The 17,012-nt window shown below is 70.1% G+C and carries 15 protein-coding genes; 8 read left to right on the top strand and 7 right to left on the bottom strand.

Features of this window, described 5'->3' with window-relative positions:
• Positions 1 to 4 precede the first annotated feature (4 nt).
• A complete protein-coding gene (locus tag LJ657_RS27925) occupies positions 5 to 1,234 on the bottom strand; it encodes a DUF349 domain-containing protein (protein ID WP_232651512.1) in 1,230 nt (409 codons plus the stop codon).
• Positions 1,235 to 1,369: 135 nt separating this feature from the next.
• Complete coding sequence (locus LJ657_RS27920) at positions 1,370 to 2,224, bottom strand: peptidylprolyl isomerase (RefSeq protein WP_232651511.1); 855 nt, start codon at positions 2,222 to 2,224, stop codon at positions 1,370 to 1,372.
• Between the two features lie 167 nt (positions 2,225 to 2,391).
• On the opposite strand from LJ657_RS27920, the gene LJ657_RS27915 reads away from it, so the two are divergent.
• Positions 2,392 to 3,105: an MBL fold metallo-hydrolase gene (locus LJ657_RS27915; RefSeq protein ID WP_232651510.1), complete on the top strand. Its 714-nt coding sequence runs from the start codon at positions 2,392 to 2,394 to the stop codon at positions 3,103 to 3,105.
• An 11-nt stretch (positions 3,106 to 3,116) separates the two neighbouring features.
• Positions 3,117 to 4,379, top strand: a complete 1,263-nt coding sequence (gene hisS / locus LJ657_RS27910) for a histidine--tRNA ligase (RefSeq protein ID WP_232651509.1) — start codon at positions 3,117 to 3,119, stop codon at positions 4,377 to 4,379.
• Positions 4,380 to 4,511: 132 nt separating this feature from the next.
• On the opposite strand, the gene LJ657_RS27905 is transcribed toward hisS, so the two are convergent.
• From LJ657_RS27905 to LJ657_RS27890, 4 genes are read right to left on the bottom strand one after another with little or no spacing between them, the layout of a single operon-like run.
• Positions 4,512 to 5,135, bottom strand: coding sequence for a response regulator (locus LJ657_RS27905; protein WP_232651508.1), 624 nt, complete (start codon positions 5,133 to 5,135; stop codon positions 4,512 to 4,514).
• On the bottom strand, positions 5,132 to 6,331 hold the full coding sequence (locus tag LJ657_RS27900) for a sensor histidine kinase (protein WP_232651507.1): 1,200 nt from the start codon (positions 6,329 to 6,331) through the stop codon (positions 5,132 to 5,134). The genes LJ657_RS27905 and LJ657_RS27900 overlap by 4 nt, the downstream gene beginning before the upstream one ends.
• Positions 6,328 to 7,173, bottom strand: a complete 846-nt coding sequence (locus LJ657_RS27895; protein WP_232651506.1) for an ABC transporter permease — start codon at positions 7,171 to 7,173, stop codon at positions 6,328 to 6,330. The genes LJ657_RS27900 and LJ657_RS27895 overlap by 4 nt, the downstream gene beginning before the upstream one ends.
• Positions 7,170 to 8,036: an ABC transporter ATP-binding protein gene (locus LJ657_RS27890; protein WP_232651505.1), complete on the bottom strand. Its 867-nt coding sequence runs from the start codon at positions 8,034 to 8,036 to the stop codon at positions 7,170 to 7,172. The genes LJ657_RS27895 and LJ657_RS27890 overlap by 4 nt, the downstream gene beginning before the upstream one ends.
• Before the next feature lie 146 nt (positions 8,037 to 8,182).
• Here LJ657_RS27890 and LJ657_RS27885 point away from each other — a divergent pair, with 146 nt between their 5' ends.
• The 3 genes from LJ657_RS27885 (at position 8,183) to rpsD (ending at position 11,192) form a co-directional block, all read left to right on the top strand.
• The gene (locus LJ657_RS27885; protein ID WP_232651504.1) at positions 8,183 to 8,845 is read left to right on the top strand and encodes a vitamin K epoxide reductase family protein; all 663 of its coding nucleotides are present in this window, start codon (positions 8,183 to 8,185) and stop codon (positions 8,843 to 8,845) included.
• 73 nt (positions 8,846 to 8,918) lie between these two features.
• A complete protein-coding gene (locus LJ657_RS27880) occupies positions 8,919 to 10,274 on the top strand; it encodes a replication-associated recombination protein A (protein ID WP_232651503.1) in 1,356 nt (451 codons plus the stop codon).
• Positions 10,275 to 10,577: 303 nt separating this feature from the next.
• Positions 10,578 to 11,192 (top strand): 30S ribosomal protein S4, encoded by a 615-nt coding sequence (gene rpsD, locus LJ657_RS27875; RefSeq protein ID WP_015661793.1) that lies wholly within the window; start codon positions 10,578 to 10,580, stop codon positions 11,190 to 11,192.
• A 24-nt stretch (positions 11,193 to 11,216) separates the two neighbouring features.
• Here rpsD and LJ657_RS27870 read toward each other — a convergent pair whose 3' ends face one another.
• Positions 11,217 to 13,370: an ATP-binding protein gene (locus LJ657_RS27870; protein ID WP_232651502.1), complete on the bottom strand. Its 2,154-nt coding sequence runs from the start codon at positions 13,368 to 13,370 to the stop codon at positions 11,217 to 11,219.
• Positions 13,371 to 13,523: 153 nt separating this feature from the next.
• Between LJ657_RS27870 and LJ657_RS27865 the strand changes: the two genes are divergently transcribed.
• Genes LJ657_RS27865 through alaS form a run of 3 tightly spaced genes read left to right on the top strand, consistent with a single transcriptional unit; the run spans position 13,524 to position 17,010 of the window.
• The gene (locus tag LJ657_RS27865) at positions 13,524 to 13,967 is read left to right on the top strand and encodes a DUF948 domain-containing protein (RefSeq protein ID WP_232651501.1); all 444 of its coding nucleotides are present in this window, start codon (positions 13,524 to 13,526) and stop codon (positions 13,965 to 13,967) included.
• 8 nt (positions 13,968 to 13,975) lie between these two features.
• Positions 13,976 to 14,338: a hypothetical protein gene (locus LJ657_RS27860; RefSeq protein WP_232651500.1), complete on the top strand. Its 363-nt coding sequence runs from the start codon at positions 13,976 to 13,978 to the stop codon at positions 14,336 to 14,338.
• Positions 14,338 to 17,010: an alanine--tRNA ligase gene (gene alaS / locus LJ657_RS27855; RefSeq protein ID WP_232651499.1), complete on the top strand. Its 2,673-nt coding sequence runs from the start codon at positions 14,338 to 14,340 to the stop codon at positions 17,008 to 17,010. Before LJ657_RS27860 ends, alaS begins: the two co-directional genes overlap by 1 nt.
• The last annotated feature ends 2 nt before the right edge of the window (positions 17,011 to 17,012 follow it).

The following is a 17,012-nucleotide window of genomic DNA, read 5'->3' as shown; positions in this document are numbered from 1 at the left end:
GGCGTCAGCCGCCGAACTCCTGCAGGCCCTTGAGCGCCTGGTCCAGGAGCGCCTGGCGGCCCTCCAGCTCGCGTTCGAGCTTGTCGGCCCTGGCGTTGTTGCCCTGGGCGCGAGCCTGCTCGATCTGGCCCCGCAGCTTGTCCACGGCGGCCTGGAGCTGTCCGGTCAGACCCTCGGCACGCGCGCGTGCCTCCGGGTTCGTCCGGCGCCACTCGGACTCCTCGGCCTCCTGGATGGCCCGCTCCACGGCGTGCATCCGGCCCTCGACCTTCGGGCGCGCGTCCCGCGGTACGTGGCCGATGGCCTCCCAGCGCTCGTTGACCGAGCGGAACGCGGCGCGCGCCGCCTTGAGGTCGGTGACCGGGAGGATCTTCTCGGCCTCCTCGGCCAGCTCCTCCTTCAGCTTCAGGTTCTCCGACTGCTCGGCGTCCCGCTCGGCGAAGACCGAGCTGCGGGCTGCGAAGAACACGTCCTGGGCGCCGCGGAAGCGGTTCCACAGATCGTCCTCGTGCTCGCGCTGGGCGCGCCCCGCGGCCTTCCACTCCGTCATCAGCTCGCGGTAGCGCGCGGCCGTCGGACCCCAGTCCGTCGAGCCGGACAGCGCCTCGGCCTCGGCGACCAGCCGCTCCTTGGCCTTGCGGGCATCCTCGCGCTGCGCGTCCAACGAGGCGAAGTGCGCCTTGCGGCGCTTGGAGAACGCCGACCGGGCGTGCGAGAAGCGGTGCCACAGCTCGTCGTCCGACTTGCGGTCCAGCCGCGGCAGCCCCTTCCAGGTGTCCACCAGCGAGCGCAGCCGCTCACCGGCCGCCCGCCACTGGTCGGACTGCGCCAGCTGCTCCGCCTCGACGACCAGGGCCTCCTTGGCGTGCCGCGCCTCGTCGGACTGCTTCGCGCGCTGCTGCTTGCGCTCCTCACGGCGCGCCTCGACGGTCTCGACCAGCTTGTCCAGACGGGTCCGCAGGGCGGCCAGGTCACCTACCGCGTGGTGGGCGTCGACCTGCTCACGGATGTGATCGATGGCGGCCTGCGCGTCCTTCGCGGACAGGTCGGTGGTCTTCACTCGCTTCTCGAGGAGGCCGATCTCGACAACCAGGCCCTCGTACTTGCGCTCGAAATAGGCCAGCGCCTCCTCAGGGGAGCCGGCCTGCCAGGAACCGACGACCTGCTCGCCGTCAGCCGTACGCACGTACACGGTCCCCGTCTCGTCGACGCGGCCCCACGGGTCGCTGCTCACAGCGCCTCCTCCACATGATGCCTGCGAGAGGCCTCACTGCCCCCGGGCATCGTCCACAGTTTCGTCACGGCCAACATAGGCGACCGGCGGGTTGCCTGTCCGCATCCCGCGCGACCGAAATTTCGCACTTGACGGTCAGGATTTGGTGACTGTCGCCTTGTTGATCACAACGGTCGCATTGGGTGCAGTGTTCTGCGTCGTGGGGTCGGCGGGCTGGGCGCCCGCGGCGGCGATCTTCTTGAGAACCTTCATGCCCGCCCCGGAGATCGTGCCGAACGGGGTGTAGTCGGCCGGCAGCGGACTGTCCTGGTAGACGAGGAAGAACTGGCTGCCGCCGGTGTTGCGGCCCTGCTTCGTCTGCGGGTTGTACTGGTTGGCCATGGCGATCGTACCCGCCGGGTACACCTGCCCCTTGAGGCTCTTGTCCTTGAGGTTCTCGTCCGGGATCGTGTAGCCGGGACCGCCGGTGCCGGTACCCGTCGGGTCGCCGCACTGCAGCACGTAGATGTTCTGGGGGACCAGCCGGTGGCACTTGGTGTGGTCGAAGTAGCCCTGAGCGGCGAGGAAGTTGAACGAGTTGACGGTGTGCGGCGCCGCCGACGCGTTCAGTGCGATGTCTATGTCACCGCACGTCGTGGCGAGATCCATCGTGTACTTCGCCGACTTGTCGATGGTCATCGCCGGCTCCTTCTTCCAGCTCAGCTTCTTCACCGAGCCCTTGGCCGGCTTCGCGCACGGGTCGGGTGCCTTGCTGGTCGGGGCGGCGCTCGGGGACGTCTGCGAACTCGCGTTGGCCTTGTCGTCGCCCTTGTCGCCCTTGAGCACGCCGGTCGTGTAGAGCGCCACACTGCCGATGACGACCACACCGAGCACCGACGCAATCACGGAGTTGCGCATCTTCGCCTTGCGCCGCGCGGCCGTACGCCGCTGCTGCTGCCGCAAGAACTTCTCCCGGGCGAGCTGACGCTTGCGCTGTTCCTGGGTGACCACCGGGTTCTCTCCTCATGCGTCTCGTACGTGGACCGGTACGCGTGTGTCTTGTGAGCCGACCGTCTGCGTGTGCCCCGTACCGTATATGGGTTCGCTGAGGAATCGGCAGCGCCGGTAGGCTCTGAGGTCAGCAGCAGCCGCCCGTATCGACACAACGAAGGACGATCGTGCTCATTGCCGGGTTCCCCGCCGGGGCCTGGGGGACGAACTGTTATCTCGTCGCCCCCGCCGCCGGTGAGGAGTGCGTGATCATCGACCCGGGCCATCAGGCCGCCCAGGGAGTCGAGGAAGCGCTGAGGAAGCATCGGCTCAAGCCCGTCGCGGTCGTTCTCACCCATGGCCACATCGACCATGTGGCCTCGGTCGTCCCGGTGTGCGGCGCGCACGACGTACCGGCCTGGATCCACCCCGAGGACCGCTACATGATGGCCGACCCGGAGAAGGCGCTCGGCCGTTCCATCGGCATGCCGCTGATGGGCGAGCTGACCGTGGGGGAGCCCGACGACGTCAAGGAGCTGACCGACGGCGCGCAGCTGGCGCTCGCGGGCCTGGAGTTCTCCGTCGCGCACGCGCCCGGCCATACCAAGGGGTCGGTGACCTTCCGGATGCCCGAGACCACGGAGATCCCCTCCGTGTTCTTCTCCGGGGATCTGCTCTTCGCCGGCTCCATCGGACGCACCGACCTGCCCGGCGGTGACATGGCCGAGATGCTCGACTCGCTGGGCCGCGTGTGCCTGCCGCTCGACGACTCGACCGTGGTGCTGTCCGGCCACGGCCCCCAGACGACCATCGGCCAGGAGCGCGCCACCAACCCGTATCTGCGGCAGGTGGCCGCCGCCGGCCAGGGAGCGGATGTCGACGCTCCCCGACGAGGAATGTGACGAGACTCTCCGTGAGCACCTTCAAGGCCCCCAAGGGCACCTACGACCTGATCCCGCCGGACAGCGCCAAGTTCCTGGCGGTGCGCGAGGCGATCGCCGCCCCGCTGCGCAACTCCGGTTACGGCTACATCGAGACCCCCGGCTTCGAGAGCGTCGAGCTCTTCGCGCGCGGTGTCGGGGAGTCCACCGACATCGTGACCAAGGAGATGTACGCCTTCGAGACCAAGGGCGGCGACAGTCTGGCCCTGCGCCCCGAGGGCACGGCGTCCGTGCTGCGCGCGGCACTCGAGGCCAACCTGCACAAGCTGGGCAACCTGCCGGTCAAGCTCTGGTACTCGGGCTCCTACTACCGCTACGAGCGCCCGCAGAAGGGCCGTTACAGGCACTTCTCGCAGGTCGGCGCCGAGGCGATCGGTGCGGAGGACCCGGCGCTGGACGCCGAGTTGATCATCCTGGCCGACCAGGCGTACCGCTCGCTGGGCCTGAGCAACTTCCGCGTCCTGCTGAACAGCCTGGGCGACAAGGAGTGCCGTCCCGTCTACCGGGCCGCGCTGCAGGACTTCCTGCGCGGTCTGGATCTCGACGAGGACACCCTGCGCCGCTCCGAGATCAACCCGCTGCGCGTCCTGGACGACAAGCGCGAGTCGGTCCAGAAGCAGCTGGGCGATGCGCCCCTCCTGCGTGACTACCTCTGCGACGCCTGCAAGGCGTACCACGAGGAGGTCCGCGAGCTGATCACGGCGGCGGGCGTCGCTTTCGAGGACGACCCGAAGCTGGTCCGCGGCCTGGACTACTACACCCGTACGACGTTCGAGTTCGTCCACGACGGTCTGGGTTCCCAATCCGCGGTGGGCGGCGGCGGCCGCTACGACGGCCTGTCGGAGATGATCGGCGGTCCGGCCCTCCCGTCCGTCGGTTGGGCGTTGGGCGTCGACCGCACGGTCCTCGCCCTGGAGGCGGAGGGGGTCGAACTCGAACTCCCCTCCACGACCAGCGTGTTCGCGGTGCCGCTCGGCGAGGAGGCGCGTCGGATCCTGTTCGCGAAGGTCACCGAGCTGCGCAAGCTCGGCATCGCCACCGACTTCTCCTACGGCGCCAAGGGCCTGAAGGGCGCCATGAAGAACGCCAACCGCAGCGGCGCCCGGTACACGATCGTCGCCGGGGAACGCGACCTCGCCGAGGGTGTCGTCCAGCTCAAGGACATGGAGTCCGGCGAGCAGACTGCGGTCGGGGTGAACGAGATCGTGGCGGAGCTGGAGGCCCGGCTGGGTTGAGGGGTCTGGGGGCTGCCGCCCCCAGACCCCCGCTTCGGCCTGAACGGCCTCGTCCTCGAACGCCGGAGGGCTGAAAAATCAGCCCCTCCGGCGTTCGAGGAGCGGGGGTCCGGGGGCTGGCCCCGGACGGGCTCAGTCAAGCAAACCGAACCGCATCGCGCAGGTCACCGCCGCCGTCCGGTCGTCCACCCCCAGCTTGCCGAAGATCCGCAGGAGATGGGTCTTCACCGTCGACTCGCCGATGAACAGACGCCGCCCGATCTCCGCGTTCGTACAGCCCTCCGCCACCAGCCGCAGCACCGTGGTCTCCCGCTCCGACAGCCGGGGCCGCTCCGGCCTGGTGCGCAGTCGGTCGACCAGCCGGGCCGCCACCGACGGCGCCAGCACGGTCTCGCCCCGCGCCGCGGCCCGCACAGCCTCCGCCAGTTCCACCCGCGGCATGTCCTTGAGCAGGTAGCCCGCCGCCCCGGCCTCCACGGCCCGCAGGATGTCCCGGTCCGCCTCGTACGTCGTCAGCACGATCACCCGGCAGGGCAGCCCCGCCTCGCTCATCCGCACGATCGAGTCGACGCCCCCGCCGCCCGGCATCCGCAGATCCATCAGCACGATGTCGGGCCGGAGTTCGGCCGCGAGGGCCTCCGCCCGGGGTCCGCTCGCCGCATCGGCGACGACCTCCAGGTCCGGCTCGGCGCTGAGCATCGCGCGTAGGCCCTCCCGTACGACGGGGTGGTCGTCGGCCAGGACGATGCGGATCACGAGGGGCTCCTCAGAGGAGATACGGGCAGGCTGACCGTCACCGTCGTGCCGGCGCCCCGTGTGCTGCGGATCTGCGCTGTTCCGCCGACCTCGCCGGCCCGGGCGCGCAGCCCCGCCAGACCATAGCCCTCGCAGGGGGTGCCGGCGTCGAAGCCGCAGCCGTCGTCCCGTACGGACACGGTGAGCGCGTCGTCGGAGTACGCCAGCGCGATGCCCACCGCCGCCGAACTCCCCGCATGCTTACGGGCGTTGGCCAGCGCCTCCTGGCAGGAGCGCAGGGCCACCACCTCGGGAGCGGCGGGCAGCGGGCGCACCGGGCCCTTCACCTCCAGCGTCGCCTGGTGGCGGGCGGCGAGGCGGCGCAGTGCGTCGGGGAGGGAGGTGCCGTTCAGGTCGGCGGGCGCGGCCCCGGCGACCAGGGCGCGGGCCTCGGCGAGGTTCTGCCGGGCCGTCTCGTCCATCAGCGCCAGATGGCGGCGGGCCTGCGGGACGTCGTCGTCGAGTTCGGCCTCCACGGCCTGGATCAGCATCAGCACGCTGGTGAAGCCCTGGGCGAGGGTGTCGTGGATCTCGCGGGCCATGCGCTCGCGCTCGGCCAGGGCGCCGTGTGCGGCCGAGAGCCGGGAGATCTCGTGGCGGCTGGCGTCGAGTTCGGCGATCAACTCGGCCCGTTCCATGCTCTGTTCGATGATGCGGATGGTCCAGCTGCCGATCACCAGGGAGAAGACGAGGGTGACCACGGAGAAGAGGAGGTTGCCGAACAGGTCCTCCCCGCTGGGCCGCCACAGCAGTGCCCAGCCCGCGACCGGCACCAGGTTGATCACGGTGACGGCCACCAGGGACCACCGCGTGTGCAGCGTCATGAAGCACTGCGGGATCAGCGCGAAGGCCATCAGCCGCGTCTCGCCCACCAGCACGGCCGAGGGCAGGAACAGCGCCATGGCGCCGGCGAGATAGCGCAGTGCCTGTCCCTGGTCCGGTGGGTCCTCCTGGAGCAGCGGGCGCCCCACTGCCACGTACCAGGGCACGAGGGGGACCAGCAGGGCCGCAGCGGCCACCCGGACCGGCGAGTCCGGGTGGGCCGCGTTGAGCACGAAGGCGAGGGTGGCCGCCCAAGCGACCGCGAAGTACGCGTCCCAGAGCCGGATCGTCCGGTCCCAGGCGTGCTCGCCCCGGGCCGCACCTGGACGGTTCATCCGTCGCGCCGGTTCTTCCACCGGAAGGTCAGCAGACACAGCACCAGTCCTCCGACGCACCAGGCGGCCAGCACCAGCGCCACCTTCCCGAACTCCCAGCTCCCGGCCTGCTCCAGGACCCGCGCGGAATCCGGCAGGAACACACCCCGAAGACCCTGGCACAGCCACTTCAGCGGGAACAGGGCACCGATGTTCAGCATCCAGTCCGGGATGGTGTTGATGGAGATGTACACCCCGGAGATGAACTGCAGGACCAGGAAGGGGAGTACGACCACGGAGCTGGCGCTCTTCGCCGACTTGGGCACCGAGCTGATCGCGATGCCGAGCAGCGCGCACCCGGTCAGCCCCAGGACGAAGATCCAGGCGAAGTCGAACCACCGGGACGCGTCCGACGGCAGGTCGACGCCGTACAGGGTGGTGCCGACGAGGAGGAGGATCGCCGTCTCCACCACACCGGTGAACAGAACCAGCCAGATCTTGCCCAGGAAGTACGCGGACGGAGGCATCGGAGTGCCGCGCAGCCGGCGCAGCACCTTCTCGTCCCGTTCGACCGCGATCGAGATGCCCAGCGACTGGAAGCTGGTCGACATGATCCCGGAGGCCATCATCGCCGGGACGTACAGCTGGGAGGCGGTGACGCCGGAGCCGTGGACGGCGTCGCGGAAGATCGACGCGAACAGGAAGAGGAACACGACCGGGAACGCGAACGTGAACACCACCTGGTCGCGCTGCCGGAAGAACTGCTTGATCTCCAGCGCGCCGCGCCGCAGGCCCAGCCCCCAGGCTCCCGGCAGCCGCTGGGCGGGCGCCTCGGCCCTGGTCCGTACGGCGGTCGACGTCATCGTGCGTCCTCCTGTCCGGTCAGCCGGAGGTAGACGTCCTCCAGGGTGGGGCGGGCCACCCGCAGGCCCGGGATCTCACCGTCGAAGCGGTGCATGAGGTCGGCGACCGTCCTGGTCGGGGTGTCCGTGCGCTCGGTGCGTGTGACTCCGTCGGGCTCGGTCCACTCGACGGTGGCTTCCGTGCCGTATCGCTCCCGCAGGGCGGCCGGCTCGCCCTCGGCGATGACCCGGCCCTTGGCCACGACGGCGAGCCGGTCGGCGAGCGCCTCCGCCTCCTCCAGGTAGTGCGTGGTCAGCACAATGGTCGTGCCCTCGTCGGCCAGTAGCCGGATCAGGTCCCAGAACTGCCGCCGGGCCGCCGGGTCGAATCCGGTCGTCGGTTCGTCCAGGAGCAGCAGCTCGGGGTCGCCGATCACCCCCAGGGCGACGTCGAGGCGACGGCGCTGGCCCCCCGAGAGCGCCTTGATCCGGCTGCCCGCCTTCGCCCCGAGGCCCACCAGGCCGATCACCTCCTCCGGGTCGCGCGGCCTCGGGTAGTAGCGGGCGAAGTGCCGTACGGTCTCGCGGACCGTCAACTCGGCGGGCGCCGATTCGTCCTGCCAGACGATTCCGACACGTGACCGCCACGCGCGCGTGCCGGTCGCCGGGTCCGAGCCGAGCACCGACACCTCGCCCGCGTCCCGCGTGCGGTTGCCCTGGAGGATCTCCACCGTGGTGCTTTTGCCTGCTCCGTTGGGTCCCAGCAGGCCGAACACCTCGCCACGGCGAATGCCCAGATCGATGCCGTCCACCGCGGTCACGTCCCCGTACTGCTTGCGCAGCCCCCGTACGTCCACCGCGAATTCGTTCGCGTGTGCTGTCATGCCGTTCAGCCTCGTCCGGAACCGAACGTTCCGGGGCGACCGTGCGTACTTCCTTATGTCCACCGAACGGTGGACAGTGGCCTTAGTACGGCACAATGGCCCCTGCCCGAAGAAGGTCCAACTCTCAAGCAGACGGAATCGGCGTGATGAGCAAGACCACAGTCAAAGACGTCTCCACCGAGCCCGAGCCCGCTCCGGAGCACGACTCCGCGGGACCACGCACAGTGGGCGGCAGCCGGGCGTTCGCCCTTCTGCTGATCATCACGGGCGCTGCCGGTCTGCTCGCGGCCTGGGTCATCACGATCGACAAGTTCAAGCTGCTCGAGGCCAAGGTCGAAGGAAAGACCTTCACCCCCGGCTGCAGCCTCAACCCGGTCGTCTCCTGCGGCAGCGTGATGGAGTCCAAGCAGGCCGCCGTCTTCGGTTTCCCGAACCCGATGCTGGGCCTGGTCTGCTACGGCATCGTCATCTGCGTCGGCATGAGCCTGCTGGCCCGTGCCCGCTTCCCGCGCTGGTACTGGCTCACCTTCAACTTCGGCACGCTCTTCGGTGTCGCCTTCTGCACCTGGCTGCAGTTCCAGTCGCTGTACCGCATCAACGCGCTGTGCCTGTGGTGCTCCCTGGCCTGGGTCGCGACGATCACCATGTTCTGGTACGTGACCTCGTTCAACATCCGCAACAACTTCCTGCCCGCCCCGCGCCCGCTGAAGAGCTTCTTCGGCGAGTTCACCTGGGTCCTGCCGGTGCTGCACGTCGGCATCATCGGCATGCTGGTGCTGACCCGCTGGTGGGACTTCTGGACCAGCTGAGCCCCCCGGCTACGCCGGCCCGGCTTCCCAGCGCCTGAGGGGATTGTCAGTGCCGTGAATTAGGGTTTCGGACGTGGAGCCCGACCTGTTCACCGCAGCCGCAGAAGAACGCCAGGAGAAGGACCCGACCGGCAGTCCCCTGGCGGTGCGGATGCGCCCGCGCACCCTCGACGAGGTGGTGGGCCAGCAGCACCTGCTGAAGCCCGGTTCGCCGCTGCGCCGCCTTGTCGGCGAGGGTGCGGGCGGCCCCGCCGGCCCGTCCTCGGTGATCCTCTGGGGCCCGCCCGGCACCGGCAAGACGACCCTCGCGTACGTGGTCTCCAAGGCCACCAACAAGCGTTTCGTCGAGCTCTCGGCGATCACGGCCGGCGTCAAGGAGGTCCGCGCGGTCATCGACGGCGCCCGCCGGGCCACGGGCGGCTTCGGCAAGGAGACCGTCCTCTTCCTCGACGAGATCCACCGCTTCAGCAAGGCCCAGCAGGACTCCCTCCTCCCGGCGGTCGAGAACCGCTGGGTGACGCTGATCGCGGCGACGACGGAGAACCCGTACTTCTCGGTGATCTCCCCACTCCTGTCCCGCTCCCTCCTCCTGACCCTCGAACCGCTCACCGACGACGACCTCCGGGGGCTGCTCAAGCGGGCGCTGAGCGACGAGCGCGGTCTCAAGGACGCCGTCACCCTCCCCGAGGACACCGAGGACCACCTCCTGCGCATCGCCGGCGGCGACGCCCGCCGCGCCCTGACCGCGCTGGAGGCGGCCGCAGGAGCCGCCCTCGACAAGGGCGAGCCGGAGATCTCCCTGACGACCCTGGAGGAGACGGTCGACCGGGCGGCGGTGAAGTACGACCGCGACGGCGACCAGCACTACGACGTCGCCAGCGCCCTCATCAAGTCCATCCGCGGCTCCGACGTCGACGCCGCCCTGCACTACCTGGCCCGCATGATCGAGGCGGGCGAGGACCCCCGCTTCATCGCCCGCCGGCTGATGATCTCCGCCAGCGAGGACATCGGCCTGGCCGACCCGAACGCCCTGCCGATCGCGGTCGCCGCAGCCCAGGCCGTTGCCATGATCGGCTTCCCCGAGGCCGCCCTCACCCTCAGCCACGCCACCATCGCCCTCGCCCTGGCCCCGAAGTCGAACGCCGCGACCACGGCGATCGGCGCCGCCATGGAGGACGTACGCAAGGGACTGGCGGGTCCGGTGCCCCCGCACCTGCGCGACGGGCACTACAAGGGCGCAGCCAAGCTCGGGCACGCACAGGGGTACGTGTACCCGCACGACCTGCCGGAGGGCATCGCCGAGCAGCAGTACGCCCCGGACGCCCTCAAGGACCGTGAGTACTACAGCCCGACCAGGCACGGAGCTGAGGCGCGGTACGCGGACGCGGTCGAATGGACCAGACAGCACCTCGGTCGTAAGCGGTCCTGAGCGACCTGTAGAATCCCACGGAGTGCTGTGTCCCGTGCAGTCAGAACGGGACGGTCAGCCGGAGCCCGGTCCTCGGACCGGATTCCAGGAGCGTCGCGCACCGTTCGAATGGTGTCGCGGGCAGCCCACCACCACTCGTCGCACGGCGAGACCGGTCGGTGGGCCACTCGCGTGCTGCACATATGTGCCCAGACCAGGGGAGCGGCTGCCCACCAGGCCCGGCAACGGACCCGGCGGGTTTCCCCGGCTGCGGATGCGACCTCCCTCAACTCTGACAAGCCGAACACTGAGAAATGAGAGATCGTGGCGAACCAGTCCCGCCCCAAGGTCAAGAAGTCGCGTGCCCTCGGCATCGCGCTGACCCCGAAGGCCGTCAAGTACTTCGAGGCCCGCCCCTACCCGCCGGGTGAGCACGGCCGCGGCCGCAAGCAGAACTCGGACTACAAGGTCCGTCTGCTCGAGAAGCAGCGTCTGCGCGCGCAGTACGACGTGTCCGAGCGCCAGCTCGTCCGCGCCTACGAGCGCGCCTCCAAGGTCCAGGGCAAGACCGGTGAGGCCCTGATCATCGAGCTCGAGCGCCGTCTCGACGCCCTGGTGCTGCGTTCGGGCATCGCCCGCACCATCTACCAGGCCCGTCAGATGGTCGTTCACGGCCACATCGAGGTCAACGGCCAGAAGGTCGACAAGCCCTCCTTCCGCGTCCGTCCCGACGACGTCGTGATGGTCCGCGAGCGCAGCCGCGAGAAGACCCTCTTCTCCATCGCCCGTGAGGGCGGCTTCGCCCCCGAGGGCGAGACCCCGCGCTACCTCCAGGTGAACCTCAAGGCCCTGGCGTTCCGCCTGGACCGTGAGCCGAACCGCAAGGAGATCCCGGTGATCTGCGACGAGCAGCTCGTCGTCGAGTACTACGCCCGCTGATCACCAGCAGGCGGTAGCACCACCTCAGCCCGCCGTCTCCCCGCCCTTGTGGGCGCGGGAGGCGGCGGGTTCGTGCATGTGCACGCTCGCCGTCGCATGCCGGACCGGACCCCGCGGCGACGCAGCGGCCTCCGGCGGCCGCTCCAGTGCCCGCGACACCGCCGCCTCCCGCACCAGCCGGGCCCCTTCCGCCACGCACTCCTCGTATCCCTCGTCGCCCAGCCGCTCCCGGGCCATCGCCTCGCACAGCTCGTGCGGGGCGTTGTAGTACGCCGAACCGAACAGCGGCAGACCGACCGAAGGCCACATCCGGGCCGCCGCACCCTGCAGCACCGCCGCCTCCGCCGCATCGCCCTGCACCGCCGTGACCAGGGCCAGCAGCTCGACCGCCAGCACCGAACCGAGCAGGTCGTGGAAGGAATGGGCGCCGGCGAGGCAGTCCGTCAGCAGGGCGCGAGCCCCCGCCGGGTCTCCGTCGGCCCAGGCCGCGTACGCCAGGACGTACAGCGCATACGTGCGGGTCCAGCGCTCCCCGTGGTCCTCGCACACCCGGCGGACGTCCTCGCACAGCCGCACCGCGTCCGGCAGATCGCCCTGGAACGCGCGGGCCATGGCCAGTTCGACCTGGCCCATCAGCACATTGCTGTTGAGCTCGCCGATCTCCCGGTAGCGGCCCAGCGCGGAGCACAGCAGGGCTTCCGCCCGTGCCATGTCGTCCGTGACCAGCGCCAGGCATCCGGTGCGGTGCTCCGCGTACGCCACCGCCGTCGCGTCGCCCGAGCGTTCCGCCTCCTCCCGGCACTCCTGCAGGGCCGCCAGCGCGGGCACCGCGTCGCCCTGCAGGATCGCCACATAGCCGAGCACCCACAGCGCCTTCAGCCGGGACCGCTCGTGGCCGGAGTCCAGCCGCACGACCTGCTCCAGCCAGTGCCGCCCCTCCGACAGCCGCCCGCAGCCCGCCCAGTAGAACCACAGTGAACCCGCGAGGTACTGGCCCAGATACGCCGCGTCCGGCTCGGCCAGACAGTGCTCCAGCGCGCAGCGCAGATTCGGCAGCTCCGCCTCCACGCGCGCGGCCACCTCGTTCTGGCGCGGCGAGAACCAGTCCAGCTCGCACCAGGTCGCAAGCCCCAGGTACCAGTCGCGGTGCCGCCGCCGCAGCCGGGCCGCGTCTCCCGTCGCCTCCAGCCAGTCCGCGCCGTACGCCCGGACCGTGTCCAGCATCCGGTAGCGCACACCCGCCGGCGTCTCCTCGCGGGCGACCAGCGACTGTGCGAGCAGTTCGGTGAGTACGTCGAGGACGTCCTCGGCCTCCAGGCCGTGCCCGCTGCACACGTACTCCACGGCCTCCAGCTCGAACCGCCCGGCGAACACCGACAGCCGCGACCACAGCAACCGCTCCCGGGGCGTGCACAGTTCATGGCTCCAGCCGATGGCCAGACGCAGGGTCCGATGGCGGGGCAGCGCATCGCGTCCGCCGCCGGTCAGCAGCCGGAAGCGGTCGTCGAGCCGGACCAGCAACTGCCCGGGAGACAAAGCCCGCAGCCGTCCCGCGGCCAGCTCCACGGCGAGCGGGATGCCGTCCAGGCGCCGGCACACCTCCCGTACCTCCGGCCCGTCCGCCACCGCCGGGCCCTGCTCGGCCGCCCGGCTCAGCAACAGCCCGACCGCCTCGTCCTCGCCCAGCGGCGCCAGCGGGAACACCTGCTCACCCGCCACGCCCAGCGGTCTGCGCCCCACGCCGAGCACCCGCAGCCCGGGCAGCTGCCCGAGCAACTCGCCCACCAGACCGGCGCACGCCGCCACCAGATGCTCGAACCCGTCCAGTACGAGCAGGAGTTGGCGCCCGGCGAGATGGCCGAGCAGCGTCTCGCGCGGCGGCCGTGTGGTGTGGTCGGTCAGCCCCAGCGCCTCCACGACGGCGTAGTCGACGAACTCCGGATCGCGCACCGGCGCCAGCTCCACCCGCCACACCCCGTCACGCGGCGCGCACCGTACGGCCGCCCGCGCCGCGAGCCGTGACTTGCCGACCCCGCCCGCGCCCGTCACCGTCACCAGACGGGCCGAGCCGAGTACCCGCGTCAGCCCGGCGAGTTCGGCCGAGCGCCCCACGAACGCATTGAGCTCCAGGGGGAGATTGCCGTGTACGGAGCTACCGCCGCGCTGATGATCCCGCATGGAATACGCAGCGTACTGACCCGTATTCAGTCCGTACAATCGCTTCGCGCAACTCGGCGGCGTCGCGGACGGTAATCCGGTGCGGAGCCCCGTCCCCGGCGCGATAGGCTCGGCCTACGACTTTTCGATGTTCAGGCATGTTCCAGGGAGCGGGTGCACGTGGTGTCCGGTGGAGAGGTGGCCGGGATCCTGGTGGCCGTCTTCTGGGCGATCCTGGTCTCCTTCCTCGCCGTCGCGCTGGCGAGGGTGGCCCAGACGCTCAAGGCGACCACCAAGCTCGTGGCGGACGTGACCGACCAGGCCGTCCCGCTGCTGGCCGACGCCTCGTCGGCGGTCCGCTCCGCCCAGACCCAGATCGACCGGGTCGACGCGATCGCGACGGACGTCCAGGAGGTCACGTCGAACGCGTCGGCGCTGTCGACCACCGTCGCCTCCACCTTCGGCGGCCCCCTGGTCAAGGTCGCGGCCTTCGGCTACGGCGTCCGCCGTGCCCTGGGCGCCCGCCGGGACGACGTGCCCGCCAAGGAGTCCAGGCGTACCGTGATCGTGGGCCGGACCGTCCCGGCCGCGCGGCGGGGCAAGCGGAAGAAGGACTGAGACCAGCGATGTTCCGCCGTACGTTCTGGTTCAGCACGGGCGTCGCCGCCGGTGTGTGGGCCACCACCAAGGTCAATCGCAAGCTGAAGCAGCTGACCCCCGAGAACCTTGCCGTCTCCGCGGCCAACAAGGCGATCGAGGCCGGTCACCGGATCAAGGACCGCGCGGTCGGCTTCGCGCTGGATGTCCGGGACAACATGGCCCAGCGGGAGGAGGAGCTGGGGGAGGCCCTCGGTATCAACGCGGCCCCCGAACTCCCCGCGCCCCGGCGGTACCCCGCCATCGAGAACCGCAACAGCCCGAAGTACGTCGAGGGCTCGACGTACCAGACGTACTCGAACAACTCGTACAACCGGAATGAGGACCACTGATGGAGTCGGCCGAGATTCGCCGCCGCTGGCTGAGCTTCTTCGAGGAGCGCGGGCACACCGTCGTCCCTTCGGCGTCGCTCATCGCGGACGACCCGACTCTGCTCCTGGTCCCGGCCGGCATGGTGCCCTTCAAGCCCTACTTCCTGGGTGAGGTCAAGCCGCCCTTCCCGCGCGCCACCAGCGTGCAGAAGTGCGTGCGCACACCCGACATCGAAGAGGTCGGCAAGACCACCCGGCACGGCACCTTCTTCCAGATGTGCGGCAACTTCTCCTTCGGCGACTACTTCAAGGAAGGCGCCATCAAGCACGCCTGGGAGCTGCTCACCAGCCCCCAGGACAAGGGTGGTTACGGCCTGGAGCCGGAAAAGCTCTGGATCACCGTCTACAAGGACGACGACGAGGCCGAACGCATCTGGCACGAGGTCGTCGGCGTGCCCAAGGAGCGCATCCAGCGCCTCGGCATGAAGGACAACTACTGGTCCATGGGCGTCCCCGGCCCGTGCGGTCCCTGTTCCGAGATCAACTACGACCGCGGCCCGGAGTTCGGCGTCGAGGGCGGCCCCGCCGTCAACGACGAGCGGTACGTGGAGATCTGGAACCTCGTCTTCATGCAGTACGAGCGTGGCGAAGGCATCGGCAAGGACAACTTCGAGATCCTCGGCGAGCTCCCCAGCAAGAACATCGACACGGGCCTGGGCCTGGAGCGTCTCGCGATGATTCTGCAGGGCGTGCAGAACATGTACGAGATCGACACCTCCATGGCCGTCATCAAGAAGGCCACCGAGCTGACCGGTGTCGAGTACGGCGACGCGCACGCCTCGGACGTCTCCCTGCGCGTGGTCACCGACCACATGCGCACGTCCGTGATGCTCATCGGCGACGGCGTGACCCCGGGCAACGAGGGCCGCGGCTACGTGCTGCGCCGCATCATGCGCCGCGCCATCCGTAACATGCGCCTGCTCGGCGCCACCGGCCCGGTCGTCCTGGACCTCATCGACACCGTCATCGGCATGATGGGCCAGCAGTACCCCGAGCTGGTCACCGACCGCGAGCGCATCGAGAAGGTCGCCGTCGCCGAGGAGAACGCGTTCCTCAAGACGCTGAAGGCCGGCACCAACATCCTCGACACCGCCGTCACCGAGACCAAGGCCTCCGGCTCCGCGGTCCTGCCCGGCGACAAGGCGTTCCTGCTCCACGACACCTGGGGTTTCCCGATCGACCTCACCCTGGAGATGGCCGCCGAGCAGGGCCTCTCCGTGGACGAGGACGGCTTCCGCCGTCTGATGAAGGAGCAGCGGGAGCGCGCCAAGGCCGACGCCCAGGCCAAGAAGACCGGCCACGCCGGTGCCGGCGCCTACCGTGAGATCGCCGACAAGGTCGGTGAGACCGACTTCATCGGCTACGGCGACAGCGAGGGCGAGTCCACCATCGTCGGCATCCTCGTCGACGGTGCCTCCTCCCCGGCCGCCACCGAGGGCGACGAGGTCGAGATCGTCCTGGACCGCACGCCCTTCTACGCCGAGGGCGGCGGCCAGATCGGCGACACCGGCAAGATCAAGGTCGACACCGGCGCCGTCATCGAGATCCGCGACTGCCAGAAGCCGGTCCCGGGCGTCTACGTCCACAAGGGCGTCGTCCAGGTCGGCGAGGTCACCGTCGGCGCGAAGGCCCACGCCGCCATCGACGCCCGTCGCCGCACGGCCATCGCCCGCGCCCACTCGGCCACCCACCTCACCCACCAGGCGCTGCGTGACGCGCTCGGCCCGACGGCCGCCCAGGCCGGCTCCGAGAACCAGCCCGGCCGCTTCCGCTTCGACTTCGGTTCCCCGTCCGCCGTTCCCACGGCCGTGATGACGGACGTCGAGCAGAAGATCAACGAGGTGCTCGCCCGCGACCTCGACGTCCGCGCCGACGTCATGGGCATCGACGAGGCCAAGAAGCAGGGCGCCATCGCGGAGTTCGGCGAGAAGTACGGCGAGCGCGTCCGTGTCGTGACCATCGGCGACTTCTCCAAGGAGCTGTGCGGCGGCACGCACGTGCACAACACCTCGCAGCTGGGCCTGGTGAAGCTGCTCGGCGAGTCCTCGATCGGCTCGGGCGTCCGCCGTATCGAAGCCCTCGTCGGTGTCGACGCCTACAGCTTCCTCGCCCGTGAGCACACGGTCGTCAACCAGCTGACCGAACTGCTCAAGGGCCGCCCGGAGGAGCTGCCGGAGAAGGTCTCCTCGATGCTCGGCAAGCTGAAGGACGCCGAGAAGGAGATCGAGAAGTTCCGCGCCGAGAAGGTGCTGCAGGCCGCCGCCGGTCTCGTCGAGTCCGCCAAGGACATCCGCGGTGTCGCCGTCGTCACCGGTCAGGTCCCGGACGGCACCACCCCCGACGACCTGCGCAAGCTGGTCCTCGACGTGCGCGGCCGCATCCAGGGTGGACGGGCCGCCGTGGTCGCGCTGTTCACGGTCAACAACGGCAAGCCGCTGACGGTCATCGCCACCAACGAGGCCGCCCGCGAGCGCGGCCTCAAGGCCGGCGACCTGGTCCGCACGGCCGCCAAGACCCTCGGCGGCGGCGGTGGCGGCAAGCCGGACGTCGCCCAGGGCGGCGGCCAGAACCCGGCCGCGATCGGCGAGGCCGTGGACGCCGTCGAGCGGCTGGTCACGGACGCCGCGAAGTGACG

Origin of the sequence: Streptomyces guryensis (assembly GCF_021261325.1) — a bacterium.
Classification (GTDB): domain Bacteria; phylum Actinomycetota; class Actinomycetes; order Streptomycetales; family Streptomycetaceae; genus Streptomyces; species Streptomyces guryensis.
This window is presented reverse-complemented; position numbering and strand designations above follow the sequence as displayed.

Excerpts from the sequence above, each read along its gene's own strand:
- LJ657_RS27890 (WP_232651505.1), bottom strand. The coding sequence starts at position 8,036 with ATGACAGCACACGCGAACGAATTCGCGGTGGACGTACGGGGGCTGCGC.
- LJ657_RS27885 (WP_232651504.1), top strand. The coding sequence starts at position 8,183 with ATGAGCAAGACCACAGTCAAAGACGTCTCCACCGAGCCCGAGCCCGCT.
- LJ657_RS27895 (WP_232651506.1), bottom strand. The coding sequence starts at position 7,173 with ATGACGTCGACCGCCGTACGGACCAGGGCCGAGGCGCCCGCCCAGCGG.
- LJ657_RS27860 (WP_232651500.1), top strand. The coding sequence starts at position 13,976 with ATGTTCCGCCGTACGTTCTGGTTCAGCACGGGCGTCGCCGCCGGTGTG.
- alaS (WP_232651499.1), top strand. The coding sequence starts at position 14,338 with ATGGAGTCGGCCGAGATTCGCCGCCGCTGGCTGAGCTTCTTCGAGGAG.
- LJ657_RS27870 (WP_232651502.1), bottom strand. The coding sequence starts at position 13,370 with ATGCGGGATCATCAGCGCGGCGGTAGCTCCGTACACGGCAATCTCCCC.
- LJ657_RS27900 (WP_232651507.1), bottom strand. The coding sequence starts at position 6,331 with ATGAACCGTCCAGGTGCGGCCCGGGGCGAGCACGCCTGGGACCGGACG.